The sequence below is a fragment of the Pseudomonas sp. PSKL.D1 genome, assembly GCF_028898945.1.
Lineage (GTDB): Bacteria > Pseudomonadota > Gammaproteobacteria > Pseudomonadales > Pseudomonadaceae > Aquipseudomonas.
The window spans coordinates 1432080-1450676 of sequence record NZ_CP118607.1; the positions used below are offsets into that span (position 1 = coordinate 1432080).

The window sequence follows — 18597 nt, forward strand, 5'->3', positions numbered from 1 at the left end:
TTGCGATGTGCCGGAGATAACGACAATGACATCGGTTTGGCGAACCAGCGGCTGGGTACTGGCGGGGGCGGCGTTGATTCTGGCGCTTTCACTCGGCGTGCGTCACGGTTTCGGCCTGTTCCTTGCGCCAATGAGCGTCGATTTTGGCTGGGGGCGCGAGGTGTTCGCCTTCGCCATTGCCCTGCAAAACCTGATCTGGGGCCTGGCCCAGCCCTTTGCCGGTGCCTTGGCTGACCGCCTCGGCGCGGCCAGGGTGGTGATACTTGGCGGCATTCTTTACGCCGCTGGCCTGCTATTGATGAGTACGGCCGACTCGGCATGGTCACTGTCGCTCAGTGCTGGCCTGTTGATTGGCATCGGTCTTTCCGGCACGTCGTTCTCGGTCATTCTGGGCGTGGTTGGCCGAGCCGTGCCTGCGGAAAAACGCAGCATGGCCATGGGCATCGCCAGCGCAGCCGGCTCGTTTGGCCAGTTCGCCATGCTGCCCGGTACCCTTGGCCTGATCGAGTGGCTGGGCTGGTCGGCAGCCTTGCTGGTGCTGGGCCTGCTGGTAGCACTGATCGTGCCATTGGTGGGCATGTTGCGAGACAACCCGCTGCCTGCCCACGGCGCTGAACAGACGCTGGGCCAGGCCCTGCGTGAGGCTTGCTCGCACAGTGGCTTCTGGCTGCTGGCGCTGGGCTTCTTCGTGTGCGGCTTCCAGGTGGTGTTCATCGGCGTTCACCTGCCGGCCTACCTGGTCGACCAGCACCTGCCTGCCACCACCGGCACCACGGTACTGGCGCTGGTCGGGCTGTTCAATATCGTAGGCACCTACACGGCGGGCTGGCTGGGCGGGCGCATGTCCAAGCCACGCTTGCTGACGGCCTTGTACCTGCTGCGCGCCGTGGTAATCGCGCTGTTCCTGTGGGCGCCGGTGACTCAAGCCAGCGCTTACCTGTTCGGCATCGCCATGGGCCTGTTGTGGTTGTCTACCGTACCGTTGACCAACGGCACCGTCGCCGCCGTGTTCGGCGTGCGCAACCTGTCCATGCTGGGCGGCATCGTGTTTCTATTCCACCAGCTGGGGGCCTTCCTCGGTGGTTGGCTGGGGGGCGTGGTGTATGACCAGACCGGCAATTACGACCTGGTCTGGCAGATCGCGATCCTGCTCAGCCTGATGGCAGGCGCCCTGAACTGGCCGGTGAGTGAACGCCCGGTCGCCCGCCTGCAGGCACGCGCGGCATGAGCCGCTGGTTGCTGGCCGGCGCTGTGGTGGGGGTGTTGGCCCTGGCGTGGTGGGGCTGGCATCGGGGTGGGTTGGCGTTGATGCAGTTGGGGATGGGGGTGTGTTGATCACTGGAAGATTGCGAAATCCTGTAGGAGCGGCCTCGCCGGCGCCCCGGCGAGGCCGCTCCTACAGGCCGAATCTCCTGCGGCAGTGGTGCAAAGCGCTGGGTACAGCGCTACCCTGCAAGCTCAAGGAACCGACTGGCAGGAGAACACGATGAAGCATGCACACTGGCTGGCATTGCCGTTGTTGACGTTGCTGGCCGCCACTTCAAGCTGGGCCGCCGACTGCCCGGCGCTGCTGCAGGGCAGCCTGCCCGAGTTGCGTGGCAAGGGGCAAATCGACCTGTGCGAGCGCTTTGCCGGCAAGCCGCTGGTGGTGGTCAACACCGCCAGCTACTGCGGTTTTGCGCCGCAGTTCGAAGGCCTCGAGGCCACCTACAAGGAATTCCACGACGAAGGCCTTGAGATGCTCGGTGTGCCGTCGAACGACTTCAAGCAGGAAGACGCCGATGCCGAGAAGACCGCCAAGGTTTGCTATGCCAACTACGGCGTGACCTTCACCATGACCAAGGCCCAGGCCGTGCGCGGCAAGGATGCGATCCCGCTGTTCGCGGAGCTTGCGCAGCAGAGCAGCGCCCCGAAGTGGAATTTCTACAAGTACGTGGTGGACCGCAAAGGCAAGGTGATCGGCAATTTCTCCAGCCTGACCAAACCTGATGATCAAGCCTTCAGGGCGGCGATCGAGAAGGCCATCGCGTCTCAACCCTGAGCTCAGTGAGGGTGTACGGTCAGTGCCACCAGGCGCATCACCATTGGCCTGACCATCAGCACGCAGACGAAGGCGACCGGCATGGCCAGCTGGTAGGCCTTGAGCACATTGCCCAGGTACTGCGGATTGACGCCGGCATTGGCGGCGGTAATCACGAAACACATCAATAGCGCCATGATCGACGACATGTAAAAGGCAAACACATAAGGGGTGGCGCCGGGGCGCAGTTTACGACGGCTACGGGTAGTGATCATGGAGCCTCCAATGAGCAAGTGAGGCTGCAGGTTAGCAATGCGCGATGCCACTGCTGTAGACCACTGACACTGAGTTCTTTATAAAGAGATTCTTACGAATCGAAGGGCTCGCCATGGATCAGCTCAATGCCATCCGAAGTTTCATCAGAGTGGTGGAGGCGGGCAGCATTGCGGCCGGTGCTCGCGGCCTTGGCATCAGCCCTGCTGCGGTTAGCCAGAATCTGGCTAGGCTCGAAGCGCATCTGCAGGTCAGGCTGATCAGCCGCACCACGCGCAGCATGGCCCTGACTTCGGCCGGAAGCACCTATTACGAGCGGGTTCGGCACATTGAGCGTGACCTTGTTCAAGCCGAACTGGCGGTCACCACGCCCGAAAGCGAGCCGCAAGGGCGGTTGTGCATTGCCTCGACGTCTGCCTTTGGCCGCCATGTTCTGGCACCGTTGATCCCTGCGTTCAGTGCACGCTACCCATTGCTTTCCATAGAGCTTGTAACGACTGACCGGCAGGTTAATCATGCGCGAGAAGACGTCGACATAAGCCTTCGCATCACGCCGCAACTGGAGGACCACCTGCTGGCACGGCACATCGCCCGCATCCCGTTTATCTGCTGCGCTTCCCCGGGTTACCTTGCCGAAGCGGGTTTGCCAGCCACGCCAGAGGCGCTGCGTGACCACCGTTGCCTGGTATTCCGCTACCCGGTGGATGGCCGCTTCCTGCGCTGGGGCTTCATACGCGATGGCCTTCGGTTTGAGGCGGCGTTTGGCACAGTGCTGATCAGTGACGACATCGATGCCCTGACCCAGATGGCACTCAATGACGGCGGCATCACCCGCCTGGCCGAGTTCGTGGTCAAGCCGCATCTGGCGTCCGGGGCACTTGTGCCGTTGTTCGAGTACAGCGAAAGCGGGCAGGCCTATGCGCAGACCGAGCCGATGGACATCTACCTGTGCGTGGCCGACCGCTTTGCCCTGACGCCAAAAGTGAGGGCATTCATGGATTGCCTGCGCGAATCGCTGGGAGCAAGTTGGCAGGTTCAGGTATGAAAAAACCGCCACAAGGGCGGTTTTTTGAGCAGCAAGTACGGCTTAGAAGCGGTAGGTAAGGGAGGCACCGATACCGTGCGCGCTGTTTTCGTACTTGGCCTGGTAGCTGCCTTTGAGCAGGGCTTCCTGTTGCGAGTCAGGCAGGTTGTTGACCTTGGTGTCTTCTTCCCACAGGTAGGAGTAGGCGACATCGATGGTCATGTCGTCGTTCGGGCTCCAACCGGCACCAAAGCTGACTGCCTTGCGATCGCCGGTAGGGATGCGTGGCGAGCGGTCGTGGTTGTTGGTTGGCGACTGGTCGATGGAGAAGCCTGCGCGCAGGGTCCACTCCTTGTTCACCTTGTAGGACGCACCAATGGCATGTGCCCAAGTGTCATGCCAGTTCTGCTCTTCCGTGATGGTCTGCAGGGGGTACGCTGCCGACACTTCGTTCTTGACGATGATGCTTTCCAGGCGGCTCCAGCGAGTCCAGGTGCTGCCTGCATACAGCGTCCATTGGTCATCAAGTTCGTGGGTGATCGAGAAGTCCACGGACTCAGGCGTCTTGATCTTGAGGCTTGCGTCGAATTTGCCACTCAGGCCCAGTTGCGGGATCGGGTAGGAAACACGCGTGTCACCTTCAAGCTTGTAGTCGACCATCGAGTGGTAGGTCAGGCCGAGGCGGGTACGGTCAGTGGCCTGGACGAGCACGCCAATGTTGTAACCGATGGCAGTGTCATCGCCTTTGATCTTGACTTCGCCATCAGGGCCATTCACACCCAGCAGCCCCTTGCTGCTCAGGTTTGAACCCAGCTCGCCCTTGATGCGGTTGATGGTCGGGCCAAAGCCGATCGACACCTTGTCATTGAAGGCGTAGCTGATGGTTGGCTGGAAGGTGACGACCTCGACCTTGCTCTTTTTACCCCAGTAGCGTGCCGCGTCATCGCTGCCATAGTCGGTGACCAGGCCGAAAGGCACATATACACCGAAACCTACGCTCCAGTGATCGTCGATTGGTTTGACGTAATAGCCCATCGGCACGCCAACGACCGGAACCATGTCACCGTCGGTTTCCCCACCATAGTTGCTTCCCGGGCCGGAGATGTCGGTTTTGGCGATGACAGCTGCGCCCCCCACGGTGAACTGTTCACGCTTCAGGCGGGACATGCCTGCAGGGTTGCCATACACGGTGCTGGCATCATCGGCAGAAGAAGAACGGCCCGCGAAACCGGTACCCATGCCGCTGATGCTTTGCTCGTTCAGTGCAAAGCCGGCAGCGAACAGTTGGCTGGAGGCGAGAGAAACGGCTACGGCGAGGGAGGTTTTGAGCATTGCTTTTTTCATTATTAGAAACTCCTTGTGATCTCCGGGGCGAAAAGCTACCAACAAATCACGCGCCGCGCTATAGCCTGAATCACTGGAGATAGAGCGGTTTTGTAGGACAATCCGACCAAAATTCCCTTTTTTCCGGTAAAGCTGTAAGACGTGTCTCAAGATGCCTGTGGCAATTTCTGCTCGATGCACAAATGCCACGCTTGGGTAAAGTCACGGAGGCGACCTTGTGGGTGGAAAATTTGCCGCCAGATGCGTGCCAGGCCCAGCAGATCATCTGCGGCCGGCAGGGCAAGTTGCTGTTCTTCGATGAGCATCCAGGCAATTGCGGTGGCGTAGCGCAGGTTCACGGCAAGCTCCAGATGGGGGCCGCCGAGAAATGCGTGCTGGCTCGCCAGGCCGCGTACCACGCTGGCCAGCTCGGGGTCGCGGGCGAGGTAGTCGTCCCACACGGCCTGGTGGCGATGCTCGCAAATGCGGTAGAGGCCGTGGCCACGGCGGTCATGCAAGGCCGAACCGAGTGCCGACTGGCTGGCCGCAATGCCCAGCAATAGGGCTTCGGCGCTGGCGCAATGGCGGTTCAGGTAGACCAGGGTTGGCCGGATCACATACAGACACAATTCATTCGCCGCGATACCCATGATGCCCTCGAGCAATTAAGGGCCGACGGGCGCTGGAGCTTGGCAGCTGGTGATTGGTCAGGCCCGCCGGAAGCGGCAAGGGCCGCTCGAGTTGAAGTGTAGTGTGATAAGCGTGGTGTAAAGGGCTGTTTTTAAATCGATTGCTGCCTGACGTGCAGCGCCATATGCCTTGCGGCAATTAGGCCAAGAACGATCAGGCAGCAGGCTGAGGGCGATATTCAGAGGCTGAATGCCCCGGTATTCGCCGCTCACGCGGTGAGCGACTGGCGGGTCCGGGCGATCACCGCCTGCAGCGGCTCGGCACGGCTGTACTGTTCGGGGTACAGGCGCTCGGTGTGGCAGGCGACGCCGTGTTCGTCCACCAGGGTAAAGCTGAAGCTGCCCTTGCGTGGGGCAACAATGAGGCACTTCAACGGCGAGAAGGCCTGGGAGAGGGTGCCAATGGCAGCCTGAATTTGATGATGAGTTTGCATATTGTTGGAGGTTCCTGCTTTAAACACGGGTTTCTGATCCGTGCATGATAGAAACGTTCCAGTGACGCCTTTATTAAGGGACGAACGAACCAGACTGGAACAAAGCAGCCAGAGGGGCGCAATCAAAGGTGGGCGCTTGGGCTGACCGGTAGGTACTTCAGAAGACAGGCAGCACGCCGGGGCCAAGGTTCTGGGCCGTCGGGGTTGAATCCTGATCAATCTGTAACGTGATTCGTGCTTGAGCAGCTTTAGGCTGGCGAGTGAATCATCGATGGGGCCGGTCCTGGTTTCAGCAGCGATCACTGTTGGGGGAGTGAGGCGGCAAGGACGTTGGTGGCCAGAATTGACTTTCAGCTGGTGTACTAACGGAGCGCACCTTACCGGAAACCGACAGGCTTGGCAAGTGCTGATACGTTTTGTCAGGTGAGCCGCGCAGTATGCCGCGTCTTGAACGCTGTGTGAAGAGGGGGCAAATGGCCCATACCTGGCCCGATGTGCCAATTTCGTGCATTCAAATGCAGGTTTTCGGTGCACTTGTTCACATTCGAGGCGTGAGTTGTAACGGCGCAATAACAGCCCTGGCAACGCTCGCCAATGCCTTGACTTGATCCTTAAGTCAATGAAAAAAAACACTAATTTTCACTGGTGAAAAAATCGTCAGTTTGACTTGAGGCCCCATTTCACGGGGGTTTGCGGGAGGTGGGAAGGGGTTGTCCACTGAGTTATCCACAGGAACTGTGGATTGTCCCGAGCGCTTGCTCTAGGACGGGTGTGCCAGCAAATTGGAGAACTGTCCGACAATTGTCAGGCACCCATCGACCGCTTGGTCATCCACCTGAAAACGTCAAGAAACGATCATGGGAATTTTTTTTACATACAGCCGAAATTGTCGGGTCAGGGGGTGCGAAAAGGAGTAGAGTGGCGCGCCTTTCGAGCTGCCTTCGCTGTTGGTCATGATGTTTCGCGGTAAAAATCTCGCCGGTTCTGCTGTTTCTACATCAAACGCTGCCCCCAAACGCTTTTCATTGAAAGTGGCCGCCTGGCTGCTCGATAACCCGCGCCTGGGTGACAAGCCACAGGTCAAGCACCTGGCCGGGCGCTTGCTCAAACAACCGGCGCGCCAAGGTGTGGTCGAGGCGCAAAGCCGCCTTGGGCAGATGCTCTGTCGTGATTGTGGCGGTGCCCGCGACCGCCGCATTGGCCAGGAGCTGCTGCGCCATGCGGCCCGTGCAGGTGACCGCCGGGCGCAACAGGAAATGGCCCGCCTGGGGCTGGGCGGCGAGCCAGAGCAGGCAACCTCCCGAGCAGACTGATAAGCTGCGCACACGTGGCAACGGACCGATCGGGGTAAGCATGGCAGTGGATTTGGCCAGCATTCTGCTGGGCTTGGTGGCAGGCGCTTTGCCTTGCCTGGGTTGGGTCATGCAGGTGCAGCGCCGCCAAGGTGCCTACAAGGCTGAGCGCGCCTTGCTGGACGAACGCCTCAATGGTGCACTGTTGGCCCAGGCAGGCTTGCAGGCGCAGCTGGATGCCAGCCGCGACGAAATCAGCGACCTCAGCGAAGCCAACACCGTTAAACAAACCCAGCTCGCTGCTCAGGGGCGGGAGCTTGAGTTGCTGCAAGTCGACCGAGACAACGCACGCGACGCTGCCCATGCCTGGCATCTGGAGCGTGCCGGCCGCGAAGCCGAACAACGCCGCCTGGAGGCGCAGGCCGCGCGTCTGGAAGCCGAGCTGCGCGAGCAGCAGGACAGCCACCAGCAACGCCTGGAAGACCTGCAAGAAGCCCGCGATACCCTGCGCGCCCAGTTTGCCGACCTGGCCACCAAGATCTTCGACGAGCGCGAGCAGCGCTTTGCCCAGACCAGCCAGCAGCACCTGGGCCAGTTGCTCGACCCACTCAAGGAGCGCATCCAGGCCTTCGAAAAGCGCGTGGACGAAAGCTACCAGCAAGAGGCCCGTGAGCGCTTTTCGCTGGGCAAGGAGCTGGAGCGCCTGCAGCAGCTCAACCTGCGCTTGTCCGACGAAGCCACCAACCTCACCCAGGCGCTCAAAGGCCAGAAAACCCAAGGCAACTGGGGTGAGCTGATTCTTGAGCGGGTGCTGGAACACGCCGGGCTGGAGAAGGGCCGCGAGTACCAGACCCAGGTCAGCCTCAAGAGTGCGGACGGTGAGCGCTTCCAGCCGGACGTACTGATCATGCTGCCCGGCGACAAGCAGGTGGTGGTCGACGCCAAGGTCAGCCTGACCGCGTACCAGCAGTTTGTCGGCAGCAACGACGAAGCGGCACTCAAGCAGCACGTGCAATCGCTGCGCAGCCACATCAAAGGCTTGTCCAGCAAAGACTACAACCGCCTCGAAGGCCTGCACAGCCTGGACTTCGTGCTGCTTTTCGTGCCTATCGAAGCGGCATTCTCGGCTGCGCTGCAAGCCGAACCCAACCTGTTCCAGGAGGCGTTCGACCGGCAGATCGTGATTGTCAGCCCAACCACCTTGCTTGCCACGTTGCGGGTGATCGACAGCCTGTGGAAGCAGGAGCGCCAGGGCCAGAACGCCCGCGAGATCGCCGAGCGGGCCGGTTGGCTGTACGACAAGTTCGTGCTGTTCATCCAGGACCTGGACGAGCTGGGCAACCGCCTGCAGCAGGTCGACAAAGCCTACGCCGCCGCACGCAACAAACTGTGCGAGGGCCGAGGCAACCTGGTCAGCCGCAGTGAACAGCTCAAACTGCTGGGTGCTCGCGCCAGCAAGAGCCTGCCGGCCGACCTGCTGGAGCGGGCATTGACTGGCGAAGCGCTGCCGGACGAAGCCGTTACTGAACCAGGCTCAGATGGCGATTGAGCAGTGCCCGCAAGGCCGCCGGCTTTACCGGCTTGGCGAGGTAGTCCAGGCCCCCGGCGTGCACCAGGGCGATGGTTTCCTTGCTGCCGTCGGCGCTGATCACCACGCCCGGTACCGGTTCACCCAGGCGGGCGCGTAGCCAGGCCATCAGCTGCGTACCGGTATCGCCCTCATCCAGGTGATAGTCCACCAGTGCCAGGTGCGGGCGCATGCCTTTGTCCAGCAAAGCTTCGCATTCGGCGCGGTTGCGCGCGGTCCATACCTGGCAACCCCAGCGGCTGAGCAGGCTGTTCATGCCGATCAGGATGCTGTCTTCGTTGTCCACGCACAGTACCTGCAGCCCGGCCAGTGGCTGGCTGGCCTGTTCGCTTGGCGCCACGGGTGCCGCAACCGCCTGACGGGCGATTGGCACGCTGACGCGAAACACCGTGCCCTTGCCCGGCCAGGACCGTACCTCCAACCGATGCCCGAGCACGCGGCACAGGCCATCGGCGATGGCCAGGCCCAGGCCCAGGCCTTTTTCGGCGCGGGTCTGGTGGCTGTCCAGGCGTTTGAACTCCTGGAAGATCACTTGCAGCTTGTCGTCGGCGATGCCAGGGCCACGGTCCCACACCTCCAGCCACAAACGTTCGCCCTGGCGGCGCACGCCTAGCAAAATCGGGCTCTTGCCATAGCGCAGGGCATTGGTGAGGAAGTTCTGCAGCACCCGGCGCAGCAGCCGCATGTCGCTGTCGATGCGCAACTGGCTGCCGCGCAGGCGGAATTCCAGGCCTTTTTCGGCGGCCAGCACCTTGAACTCGGCGCCGAGGGTATCGAACAGCTCGTTCAGCGCGAAGGGCTTGGCATCGGGGGTGATCTTGCCGTTTTCCAGGCGGGAAATGTCCAGCAGGTCGCTGATCAGCTCTTCGGCCGAGCGCAGCGAGCTGTCCATGTGCTGCACCAGCTGCTGGGCCTCCTCGTTCATGCCTTCGGCCTGCTGCGACAGGGCGGCGGAAAACAGCCGTGCGGCGTTCAGTGGCTGCATCAGGTCGTGGCTGACGGCGGCCAGGAAGCGGGTTTTGGACTTGCTCACCGCCTCGGCCTGGCTCTTGGCCTCCGACAACGCCTGGTTGAGTTGCGAAAGCTCGTGGGTACGTTCGGCCACCCGCTGCTCCAGCCCCTCGTTGGAATCGCGCAGGGCCTGCTCGGCTTCGCGGAACGGGGTGATGTCGGTAAAGCTCATCACAAAACCGCCACCGGGCATCGGGTTGCCGATCAGCTCGATCACCCGGCCATTGGGGAACAGCCGTTCGGAGGAATGCGCGCGGCCTTGGCGCATCCAGTGCAGGCGCCGCGCCACGTGCACCTGGGCTTCCCCAGGGCCGCACAGGCCACGGTCGGCGTTGTAGCGGATGATGTCGGCAATTGGCCGGCCTACGCTGATCAGTCCGTCCGGATAGTTGAAAAGCTCCAGGTAGCGGCGGTTCCAGGCGACCAGGTGCAGGTTCTGGTCGACTACGCTGATGCCTTGGTTGATGTTCTCGATGGCGCCTTGCAGCAGCGCGCGGTTGAACTGCAGCACCTCGCTGGCTTCGTCGGCGATGCGCACCACGTCTTCAAGCTGCATGTCGCGGCCTTCGATGGCGGCCTTCACCACGGCGCGGGTCGACGAGGTGCCAAGCACACCGGCCAGCAGCCGCTCGGTGTGTTCGATCCAGTCACCGTCGGCATTCTGGTTAGGGTTGAAGCCCTTGCCCTGGCGGTAGGCAAAGCGGATGAAGCTTTGCCGCGCGCGCTCTTCACCGACAAAGCGCGATGCCAGGGTCAGCAGGTCGTCGATCTGCACCGCCAGCAGCGGCTTGCCGTTGGGCCGTGCGCTGGTTTGCTGGCCGATGAAACGCCCCGCCTGCCAGTGCTCCGATACCCGTGTACGCGAAAGCATCGACACCCAGGCGAACAAGGTGAAGTTGCCGGCCAGCGACAGCACTACGCCTTGCGTGAGTGGGGTAATCGGCAGGTCCAGCGGGTTGCCGTGCAGCCAGGCCAGGCCCGGGAACAGCGTCAGCGGGACGTTCAGGCTGTGGGCAATGATCGGCAGCACCAGGGTGTAGAACCACAGGAAGATGCCGGCCGCGAGCCCGGCGAATACGCCGCGGCGGTTGGCCTGCTTCCAGTACAGCGCGCCGAGCATGGCCGGGGTCAGCTGGGTGACGGCGGCGAAGGCGATCTGGCCGATGGTTGCCAGGCTGGCGGTGGAGCCGAGCAGCCGGTAGCTGACGTAGGCCAGCAGCAGGATGACCACGATGGTGACCCGGCGTACCGACAGCATCCAGTGGCGGAACGCCTCGAAGGGCCGTTCAGCGTTGGTGCGGCGCAACAGCCAGGGCAGCAGCATGTCGTTGGAGACCATGGTCGACAGTGCCACCGCCTCGACGATGACCATGCCGGTAGCCGCCGAAGCGCCGCCGATGAAGGCCAGCAGGGCAAGGCTCGGGTGCGCCTCGGCCAGCGGCAGGCTGATCACGAACGAGTCGGAAATCACCGTGCCCGGCAGCAGCATCTGCCCGGCCAGGGCAATCGGCACCACGAACAGTGCGGCCAGCGCCAGGTACATCGGGAATACCCAGCGGGCCAGGCGCATGTCCTGGGGTTCGATGTTTTCCACCACCGTCACATGGAATTGCCGGGGCAGGCAGATGATCGCCATCATCGCGACAGCGGTTTGCACCACCATCGACGGCCAGTTGATGGTCTCTTGCCAGTAGCTGTCCAGGTGCACCGATTGGCGTGCCTGGCTGAGCAGGTCGTCAAAGCCGTCGTACAGGTTGAACACCACGAACACGCCCACGGCCAGAAACGCCAGCAGCTTGATCAGTGATTCGAAGGCAATCGCCAGCACCATGCCACGGTGGTGCTCGGTGACGTCCAGGCTGCGCGTGCCGAACACGATGGCAAACAGTGCCAGCACCAGCGAAACGACCAGCGCGGTGTCCTGCACCCGCGTGCCGGTGGCATCGGCGTTGGCGCCGATCAGCAGGTTGACGCCGAGCACGATACCTTTTAGCTGCAAGGCGATGTAGGGCAGCACGCCGACCAGGCAGATGAGCGCCACCACCACGGCCAGCGTCTGCGACTTGCCATAGCGCGCGGCAATGAAGTCGGCGATCGAGGTGATGTTCTGCTGCTTGCTGATCAGCACCATCTTCTGCAGCACCCACGGTGCGAAGATCAGCAGCAGGATCGGGCCCAGGTAAATCGGCAAGAACGCCCACAGCTGTTCGGCGGCCTGGCCGACCGCGCCGAAGAACGTCCAGCTGGTGCAGTACACCGCCAGCGACAGGCTGTACACCCAGGCGCGCAGGCGCGGCGGCAGCGGCGTGCTGCGGCGGTCGCCGTAAAAGGCGATGGCGAACATGATGGCCATATAGGCCAGGGCGACCACGGCGATCAGCCCGCTGGACAACGACATGAAGACTCCGGAGCAAAAAGGTAACGCGGTCCCGATCAATCAGTCTGGCACGTAGGGGCCGGTTCGTCAGCGTCGACGATGGTCGCAGCGTCAGGTCGTCGCAGGATGTCGGGTTCCCATCCGGTAAAACACGCCCGCCAGTATCACCGACACCACCAGCAGGTAGAAGATTACCCCCGGCCACCATACCCCCAAGGCAAAACCCACCAGCACCGGCCCCAGTGCCGCGCCCAGGTTGGACAGGTTCTGTGCCCCGTAATACACCCCCCGCAAATGCTCAGGTGCAATCAGGTCGATGAACATGTACTCCGCCGGTATGACGATGATTTCGCCCAGGGTGAACACCAGCATCGCCAGGCACCAGGCCAGCACCGACCCGGCCAGCGAAAAACCCACCAGCCCGGCAATGAACAGTGCCATGCCGGCCAGCAGCCAAGGCATCAATTGCTGGCGGCCGATGCGCTTGCCGATCAGGTACTGCAGGGCGATCACCGTGACGGCGTTGGTCGTCACCAGGTAGCCCACCAGCCGCGCCGCCTCGCTGGCGCTGGTGGTCACCACCAGATACTGGGACAGGTAAGCGGTGAATTGCCCGAACACCACGGCACTGAGGACACCGCCCAGCGTGAAGTACACCAGCCGCCGATCGCGTACCAGGCCCAATGCGACCTGAACAAACCCGGCACCGGGCTGCGCGCTGGAACTGGCCTGCAGGCTGCGGTCGCCAAGCTGCCAGTAGGTCAGGCACATGCCCAGGCCGGTAAGGGCCGAGGCGATGAAGGGCAGGTGATCGTCGAATTCCAGCATGGCCACGCCGAGCATTGGCCCCACGGCATAACCGATGTTGCTCAAGGTGTACTTGATGGCGAAAACCTCAGCGCGCTGCTCCACCGGCAGCAGCGCACAGAAACCGGCCTTGGCGGCAATGTCGACCACGGCCAGCGCCAGGTTGATCAGCACCAGGCAGACGAAAAACAGCAGCGCCGAGCGGCTGGCGATGGCGGCGATGAAGGCCAGGGCGAACACCAGTGTGCTGGCGGTCACCACGGTATGATTGCGCAGGGTGTCGACCAGGTGCCCGCCGTAGAGGCTCAGCAAGGAGGCGACGATCAGTGCGCCACCGATCAATACACCGATCTGGCCGACCGACAGCTGGAAGTTGTCGGCCAGGTAGACCACCAGGTAGGGCAGGGTCAGGGCACGTGCCACGGTCAGGGTAAACGTGGTGGCCAGCAGCAGGCGGATGGGGGAGGGGTAGCCTTTGAGGGCGGCGAGCATTGCCACGTCCTTGTTGTGGGGAAGTTGCCGATACCCAAGCATATAGAAGAAGGGCGACAGGCGGAGGATTGACAGCCCGCCCCCCAGCGGGAATACTCTGGGAAAAATTCATATATATGTTTATATAACAAGACGAGAGAGCGACCCATGCACCCATTGTCCGGTGATGCGCGACTGCCACTCTATCAACAACTGCGCGACCATCTGGTCGATCAGATTGCCAACAACCGCTGGCGCCCCGGTGAAGCCATCCCCACCGAAGCGGCACTGGCCAGCGAATTCGACATGTCGGTCGGCACCGTGCGCAAGGCGGTCGACGTGCTGGTTACCGAAGGTATTCTGGAGCGCCAGCAGGGCCGTGGCACTTTCATTCGCCGCCCGCAGTTCCAGTCCTCGCTGTTCCGTTTCTTCCGCTTCGAAACCGCCAACGGTGAGCGGGTGATGCCGGAAAGCCGCATTCTGTCCATCGAACCTGTCCCTGCACCGTCGGCCGTTGCCGAGGCCTTGGGGCTGGCCGCCGAAGCTGAAGTCATCCGCATCGTGCGTACTCGTCTGCTCGGTGCCCAACCGGTGCTCGCCGAAGAAATCTGGCTGCCGCGCCATACCTTCCAGCCGTTGCTGGATGTGGAGCTGGACCGCAAGGGCCCGCTGCTTTACCCGATCTACGAAGAATTGTGCGGCCAGGTGGTGGCCTACGCCGAAGAAACCCTGACCGCCGAAACAGTCGATGCGACGCACGGGCGCTTGTTGCAATTGCCTGCCGACAGCCCGGTGGTGGTGATCGAGCGTCTGGCCCGTGATTACGCCGGCAAACCCCTCGAATGGCGCCGCTCGCGCGGCCATGCGCAGCATTTCCGCTACCGCGTCGACATTCGCTAAACCGGCTGCTCTGCCCTGTTACCCGTCTGCGCCGTTGCCACGGCGCAGTGGCTTCGCCTGCCCGGTCGTCAGCGTGCCAGCGCTTAGGCATGCCCGGCCGCAACACACACAACTAGAAGGATAAAAAGCATGTTCAGCTGGTATCGCCAAATCACTTCACGGGAACGCAAGACGTTCTGGGCCTGTTTTGGTGGCTGGTCGCTCGACGCACTTGAGGTGCAGATGTTCGGCCTGGCCATCCCCGCGTTGATCGCGGCTTTCTCCCTCTCCAAGGGTGATGCCGGCCTGATAAGCGGCGTGACCCTGGTCACCTCGGCGATCGGCGGCTGGCTCGGCGGCACCTTGTCGGACCGTTATGGCCGTGTGCGCACCTTGCAGTGGATGATCCTCTGGTTCTCCTGCTTCACCTTCCTGTCCGCTTTTGTCACCGGCTTCTACCCGCTGCTGTTCGTCAAAGCCATGCAAGGCTTCGGCATTGGTGGTGAGTGGGCCGCCGGTGCGGTGCTGATGGCCGAAACCATCAACCCCAAATACCGTGGCAAGGTGATGGGCACCGTACAAAGTGCCTGGGCCGTGGGCTGGGGCCTGGCGGTGGCACTGTTCACCCTGATCTACTCGCTGGTACCGGCGGAGTACGCCTGGCGCGTGATGTTCTTCATCGGCCTGCTGCCTTCGCTGCTGATCATCTGGGTGCGCCGCAACGTACCGGAGCCCGAGAGCTTCCAGCGCCTGCAGAAGGAAAAAGCCATCCCGGGCAGCTTCTTCAAGTCCATGGCCGGTATCTTCCGCCCCGAGCTGCTGCGCGTAACCCTGCTGGGCGGCCTGCTGGGCCTGGGTGCCCACGGTGGCTACCACGCCGTGATGACCTGGTTACCGACCTTCCTCAAAACCGAGCGCAACCTCTCGGTGCTGAACTCCGGTGGCTACCTGGCGGTGATCATCTTCGCCTTCTGGTGCGGCTGCGTGGCCAGCGGCATGCTCATCGACCGCATTGGCCGACGCAAGAACATCCTGCTGTTTGCCCTGTGCTGTGTGCTGACCGTACAGGCTTATGTGTTCTTCCCGCTGACCAATACCCAGATGCTGTTCCTCGGCTTCCCGCTGGGCTTCTTCGCCGCCGGTATTCCTGCCAGCCTGGGCTCGTTCTTCAACGAGCTGTACCCGGCCGATGTGCGTGGTGCCGGGGTGGGCTTCTGTTACAACTTCGGCCGTGTGCTGTCGGCAGTGTTCCCCTTCCTGGTCGGCCACATGAGCGAGTCCATGTCGCTGGGCAGTGCGATCGGCATCGACGCCGGCATCGCCTATGGCGTGGCCATGATCGCCGCGTTGTGCCTGCCTGAAACCCGCGGCCGTAGCCTTGAAGCCGCCCCTGCGGCGCAGATGCCCGGCGCAGTCGCCAAGTAATATCAACCTGTTTCGATGAACATCATGCCCGACGCCCCAGCTTCACCCATCACCGCCATTGACAGCCACGCCCACGTTTTCAGCCGCGGGCTGAACCTGGCCAGCGAGCGCCGCTATGCGCCGACTTACGACGCACCGCTGGGCGATTACCTGGCCCAGTTGCAGGGCCATGGTTTCAGCCATGGCGTGCTGGTGCAGCCCAGTTTCCTGGGCACCGACAACCGCTACCTGCTCAGTGCCCTGCAGACCGTGCCGGAGCAGCTGCGCGGGGTGGTTATGCTGGAGCAGGGCGTCGAGCGCGAAACGCTGGATGAAATGAACCGGCTCGGGGTCAGGGGCGTGCGCCTGAACCTCATGGGCCAATCATTGCCGGACCTCACGGCCAGTGCCTGGCGACCGTTGCTTGAGCGCATCGGCGAGCAGGGCTGGCACCTGGAACTGCACCGGCACGTAGCGGACATTCCGGCGCTGGTGCGGGCGCTTGAGCCTTATGGCCTGAATATCGTGGTCGACCATTTTGGCCGGCCCGATGCACGCCTCGGCCTGGGGCAACCCGGGTTTGCCGAGCTGCTGACCCTGGGGGGCAAGGGCAAGGTGTGGGTGAAGGTGTCTGGCATCTACCGGTTGGAGGGCACACCGGAGGAAAACCTGGTGTTCGCGCGCCAGGCCTTGGGTGCGCTTGAAGCGCACTACGGGGCCGAGCGGTTGATGTGGGGCAGCGATTGGCCGCATACCCAGCATGAGGCGGTGGTGAGCTTTACCACCGTTGTCGAGCAGTTCGAAGCACTGGGGTGTTCGGTTGAACTGCGGCGGGCTTTGTTGGTGGAAACTGCGCGGGCATTGTTCGGTTTTGATTGAAGTACTGACTGTGCCGGCTCTTTCGCGGGGCTAGCCTGCGCCTACGGGATGTGAATTTCCCGTAGAAGCGGGCTTGCCCCGTGAAAGGGCTGGCACTGGTCATCTCAAACCCTGAACCGACTGATCATTTGCTGCAACTGCCCACCCAACCGCGCCAGTTCAATGCTGGACGCCGACGTCTGTTGGCTGGCCTCAGCCGTTTGTTCGGAAATGTCCCGCACCGTTACAACGCTGCGGCTGATCTCTTCGGCCACCGCGCTCTGCTGCTCCGACGCTGCGGCAATCTGCTGGTTCATCAGCTGTATTCCCGACACCCGCTGGGTAATCCCCTCCAATGCAACGCCTGCCTCGCGCACCAGCGCCACGCTGCTCTGGGTGAGGTTGCGGCTTTCTTCCATCAGCTCACTCACCGAGCGGGTACCGCCTTCCAGGCTACCGATCGCCGATTCGATCTCCAGCGTTGACGCTTGGGTACGTTGGGCCAGGCTGCGCACTTCATCCGCCACTACGGCGAAGCCACGGCCTGCCTCACCAGCACGGGCCGCTTCAATGGCGGCATTGAGCGCCAGCAGGTTGGTTTGCTCGGCCACGGCCTTGATCACGTCCATGACCTTGCCGATGCGCTGGCTTTCTGTGCGCAATGCCCCCATGGCCTCGCCGGTCGCTTCAACCTGGTCGGCCAGGCGGCCAATCTGCACCACCGCGCGGTTGACCACGCTGTCGCCCTCGCGGGCTTCTTCGTCGGTCGCACTGGCGGCCTGGGACGCTTCGCCCGCGTTGCGTGCCACTTCATGCACGGTGGCGGCCATTTCCTGCATGGCGGTGGCGACCTGGTCGGTTTCCACTTTCTGGTTGTTGGCACCGGCGCTGGTTTGCTCAGTGATGGCCGACAACTCTTCGGTGGCGCTGGCAATCTGCGAAATGCCATCGCGTACCTGGGCCACCAGGTCGCGCAGGCTGCGGGTCATGCCGTGCAGTGCGTTCTGCAACTGGCCCACTTCGTCACGGCGCTTGCTGGCAGGCTGCTCGCTGAGGTCGCCCGCGGCCACCTGTTGCATGGCCCGCAAGGCTTGCTGCAGGGGGGCGCTGATCTGGCGTGCGATGAGAATGGCGGCGAGGATGCCCAGCAACAAGGCCAGCAAGGTGGTGATGATCTGCAGGTTCTTGGCGAACTGGCTGTCGTTGACCACCGCCACCGCCTGGGCGTCGAGCAACTGGCCAATCAAGCCGTTGAGGGTATCAACGTCCCGGCCCATGGCATTGCGGTAGTCCACCAGCTTGCTGACTTCGCCACGGAAGGTTTCTACGGCCTGGGCATAGGTACGTACCTGCTGGCCCAGCGTATCGAACTGTGCGGCGAAATTGCCATTGAACCTGGCCACCAGGCCCGGCAGGTCGTTCACGGTGGTGGCGATCTGCTGGTTCATCAGCTGTTCGGTGTCGGCGTTGGTGTTACCGGTGTAGCCACGCACGTGGTAGCGCAGCAGAATCAGGTTTTCGCGAATCTGGTTGATCGCCTCGATGCGCACGAAGCGCTGCTCGGCGTCGGGCAGGGCGCGTACCTGCTTGCGGATGTCCTCGATACTGGCGAACGACTGAGTGGCCAGCACGCCCATTTCCTTCTGGGCAGCGCGCATCTTCTGATAGGACTGGAAGCTCTGTGCCTGGTTGGCGGCGTAGGCCTGCAGCGTTTGTTCGGCCTGGCTGACCAGCGCCAGGCTCTGTGGCTTGATCAGCACGCCGCGCAGTTTGGACAAAGGGGCCTGAAACGCCTCAAGCGCCCCTTGCAGTGCCTTGCCCTCGTTTTCGCCGCCATTGGCCATGGCATGACGCAAGCGGGCTTCGCGCAGGTCGCCGAGTGCATCGTTGAGGCGCGACACTTCGCTGACCACCTCGCTGCGCCGCACCAGGCTGCCCAGCCCGTCCCAGCTGATCAACGACTGGATCAAGGTCAGGCCCAGCACAAGGCCGAAACCGATGAAAAGTTTGTGGGCGATCTTCAAGTCGCCAAACCAGGTAAACATATACTGCTGAGCTCCTTTTCTTATGCGTTGGAGGAGACCGGAGGTCTGTTCCTTCTGTGAGATGTAGTCATACATATGAATTATCGACCGCTGGTCGGAATT

At 62.3% G+C, this 18597-nt stretch carries 14 protein-coding genes and 2 pseudogenes; 8 read left to right on the forward strand and 8 right to left on the reverse strand.

Annotated elements, in window-relative coordinates; all coding sequences use genetic code 11:
• Positions 1-25: 25 nt before the first annotated feature.
• Together PVV54_RS06335 and PVV54_RS06340 are read left to right on the forward strand one after the other, a co-directional pair.
• Positions 26-1228 (forward strand): MFS transporter, encoded by a 1203-nt coding sequence (locus PVV54_RS06335; protein ID WP_274909118.1) that lies wholly within the window; start codon positions 26-28, stop codon positions 1226-1228.
• Between the two features lie 258 nt (positions 1229-1486).
• Positions 1487-2041, forward strand: coding sequence for a glutathione peroxidase (locus PVV54_RS06340; protein WP_274909119.1), 555 nt, complete (start codon positions 1487-1489; stop codon positions 2039-2041).
• 2 nt (positions 2042-2043) lie between these two features.
• Here PVV54_RS06340 and PVV54_RS06345 read toward each other — a convergent pair whose 3' ends face one another.
• On the reverse strand, positions 2044-2295 hold the full coding sequence (locus tag PVV54_RS06345) for a DUF2798 domain-containing protein (protein ID WP_274909120.1): 252 nt from the start codon (positions 2293-2295) through the stop codon (positions 2044-2046).
• Between the two features lie 113 nt (positions 2296-2408).
• Here PVV54_RS06345 and PVV54_RS06350 point away from each other — a divergent pair, with 113 nt between their 5' ends.
• Complete coding sequence (locus PVV54_RS06350; protein ID WP_274909121.1) at positions 2409-3338, forward strand: LysR family transcriptional regulator; 930 nt, start codon at positions 2409-2411, stop codon at positions 3336-3338.
• A 42-nt stretch (positions 3339-3380) separates the two neighbouring features.
• Here PVV54_RS06350 and PVV54_RS06355 read toward each other — a convergent pair whose 3' ends face one another.
• The 3 genes from PVV54_RS06355 to PVV54_RS06365 all read right to left on the reverse strand — a co-directional run bounded on the left by PVV54_RS06355 (position 3381) and on the right by PVV54_RS06365 (position 5763).
• Positions 3381-4661 (reverse strand): OmpP1/FadL family transporter, encoded by a 1281-nt coding sequence (locus tag PVV54_RS06355; protein WP_274909122.1) that lies wholly within the window; start codon positions 4659-4661, stop codon positions 3381-3383.
• A 146-nt stretch (positions 4662-4807) separates the two neighbouring features.
• On the reverse strand, positions 4808-5290 hold the full coding sequence (locus PVV54_RS06360) for a hypothetical protein (RefSeq protein WP_274909123.1): 483 nt from the start codon (positions 5288-5290) through the stop codon (positions 4808-4810).
• A gap of 248 nt (positions 5291-5538) precedes the next feature.
• Entirely contained in the window at positions 5539-5763 is a 225-nt protein-coding gene (locus PVV54_RS06365; RefSeq protein WP_274909124.1) for a hypothetical protein, read from the reverse strand.
• A 953-nt stretch (positions 5764-6716) separates the two neighbouring features.
• Here PVV54_RS06365 and PVV54_RS06370 point away from each other — a divergent pair.
• Both PVV54_RS06370 and rmuC read left to right on the forward strand, forming a co-directional pair.
• Positions 6717-7058: pseudogene (locus tag PVV54_RS06370) on the forward strand (sel1 repeat family protein); the annotation flags it as partial.
• A 172-nt stretch (positions 7059-7230) separates the two neighbouring features.
• Complete coding sequence (gene rmuC / locus PVV54_RS06375) at positions 7231-8604, forward strand: DNA recombination protein RmuC (protein ID WP_274910395.1); 1374 nt, start codon at positions 7231-7233, stop codon at positions 8602-8604.
• Here rmuC and PVV54_RS06380 read toward each other — a convergent pair.
• Positions 8576-12052, reverse strand: a complete 3477-nt coding sequence (locus PVV54_RS06380) for a hybrid sensor histidine kinase/response regulator (RefSeq protein WP_274909125.1) — start codon at positions 12050-12052, stop codon at positions 8576-8578. The genes rmuC and PVV54_RS06380 overlap by 29 nt on opposite strands.
• Positions 12053-12142: 90 nt before the next feature.
• Positions 12143-13330, reverse strand: coding sequence for an MFS transporter (locus PVV54_RS06385; RefSeq protein ID WP_274909126.1), 1188 nt, complete (start codon positions 13328-13330; stop codon positions 12143-12145).
• Positions 13331-13477: 147 nt separating this feature from the next.
• On the opposite strand from PVV54_RS06385, the gene PVV54_RS06390 reads away from it, so the two are divergent.
• The 3 genes from PVV54_RS06390 to PVV54_RS06400 all read left to right on the forward strand — a co-directional run bounded on the left by PVV54_RS06390 (position 13478) and on the right by PVV54_RS06400 (position 16471).
• The gene (locus tag PVV54_RS06390; protein ID WP_274909127.1) at positions 13478-14209 is read left to right on the forward strand and encodes a GntR family transcriptional regulator; all 732 of its coding nucleotides are present in this window, start codon (positions 13478-13480) and stop codon (positions 14207-14209) included.
• Positions 14210-14338: 129 nt separating this feature from the next.
• Complete coding sequence (locus tag PVV54_RS06395) at positions 14339-15613, forward strand: MFS transporter (protein WP_274909128.1); 1275 nt, start codon at positions 14339-14341, stop codon at positions 15611-15613.
• Between the two features lie 24 nt (positions 15614-15637).
• Positions 15638-16471 carry an amidohydrolase family protein gene (locus PVV54_RS06400; protein WP_274909129.1) on the forward strand — a complete coding sequence of 278 codons (834 nt, stop codon included), beginning with the start codon at positions 15638-15640 and terminating at the stop codon, positions 16469-16471.
• A gap of 104 nt (positions 16472-16575) precedes the next feature.
• Here the strand turns inward: PVV54_RS06400 and PVV54_RS26545 are convergent, their stop codons facing one another.
• Both PVV54_RS26545 and PVV54_RS26550 read right to left on the reverse strand, forming a co-directional pair.
• A complete protein-coding gene (locus PVV54_RS26545) occupies positions 16576-17439 on the reverse strand; it encodes a methyl-accepting chemotaxis protein (protein WP_446731453.1) in 864 nt (287 codons plus the stop codon).
• Positions 17431-18570: pseudogene (locus PVV54_RS26550) on the reverse strand (methyl-accepting chemotaxis protein); the annotation flags it as partial. The pseudogene PVV54_RS26550 and the gene PVV54_RS26545, both read right to left, overlap by 9 nt.
• Between the last annotated feature and the right edge of the window lie 27 nt (positions 18571-18597).

What these genes read in the sequence shown, in the direction of transcription:
- PVV54_RS06335 (WP_274909118.1), top strand. Translation starts at nt 26, where the DNA reads ATGACATCGGTTTGGCGAACCAGCGGCTGGGTACTGGCGGGGGCGGCG.
- PVV54_RS06340 (WP_274909119.1), top strand. Translation starts at nt 1,487, where the DNA reads ATGAAGCATGCACACTGGCTGGCATTGCCGTTGTTGACGTTGCTGGCC.
- PVV54_RS06345 (WP_274909120.1), bottom strand. Translation starts at nt 2,295, where the DNA reads ATGATCACTACCCGTAGCCGTCGTAAACTGCGCCCCGGCGCCACCCCT.
- PVV54_RS06350 (WP_274909121.1), top strand. Translation starts at nt 2,409, where the DNA reads ATGGATCAGCTCAATGCCATCCGAAGTTTCATCAGAGTGGTGGAGGCG.
- PVV54_RS06355 (WP_274909122.1), bottom strand. Translation starts at nt 4,661, where the DNA reads ATGAAAAAAGCAATGCTCAAAACCTCCCTCGCCGTAGCCGTTTCTCTC.
- PVV54_RS06360 (WP_274909123.1), bottom strand. Translation starts at nt 5,290, where the DNA reads ATGGGTATCGCGGCGAATGAATTGTGTCTGTATGTGATCCGGCCAACC.
- PVV54_RS06365 (WP_274909124.1), bottom strand. Translation starts at nt 5,763, where the DNA reads ATGCAAACTCATCATCAAATTCAGGCTGCCATTGGCACCCTCTCCCAG.
- PVV54_RS06380 (WP_274909125.1), bottom strand. Translation starts at nt 12,052, where the DNA reads ATGTCGTTGTCCAGCGGGCTGATCGCCGTGGTCGCCCTGGCCTATATG.
- PVV54_RS06385 (WP_274909126.1), bottom strand. Translation starts at nt 13,330, where the DNA reads ATGCTCGCCGCCCTCAAAGGCTACCCCTCCCCCATCCGCCTGCTGCTG.
- PVV54_RS06390 (WP_274909127.1), top strand. Translation starts at nt 13,478, where the DNA reads ATGCACCCATTGTCCGGTGATGCGCGACTGCCACTCTATCAACAACTG.
- PVV54_RS06395 (WP_274909128.1), top strand. Translation starts at nt 14,339, where the DNA reads ATGTTCAGCTGGTATCGCCAAATCACTTCACGGGAACGCAAGACGTTC.
- PVV54_RS06400 (WP_274909129.1), top strand. Translation starts at nt 15,638, where the DNA reads ATGCCCGACGCCCCAGCTTCACCCATCACCGCCATTGACAGCCACGCC.
- PVV54_RS26545 (WP_446731453.1), bottom strand. Translation starts at nt 17,439, where the DNA reads ATGACCCGCAGCCTGCGCGACCTGGTGGCCCAGGTACGCGATGGCATT.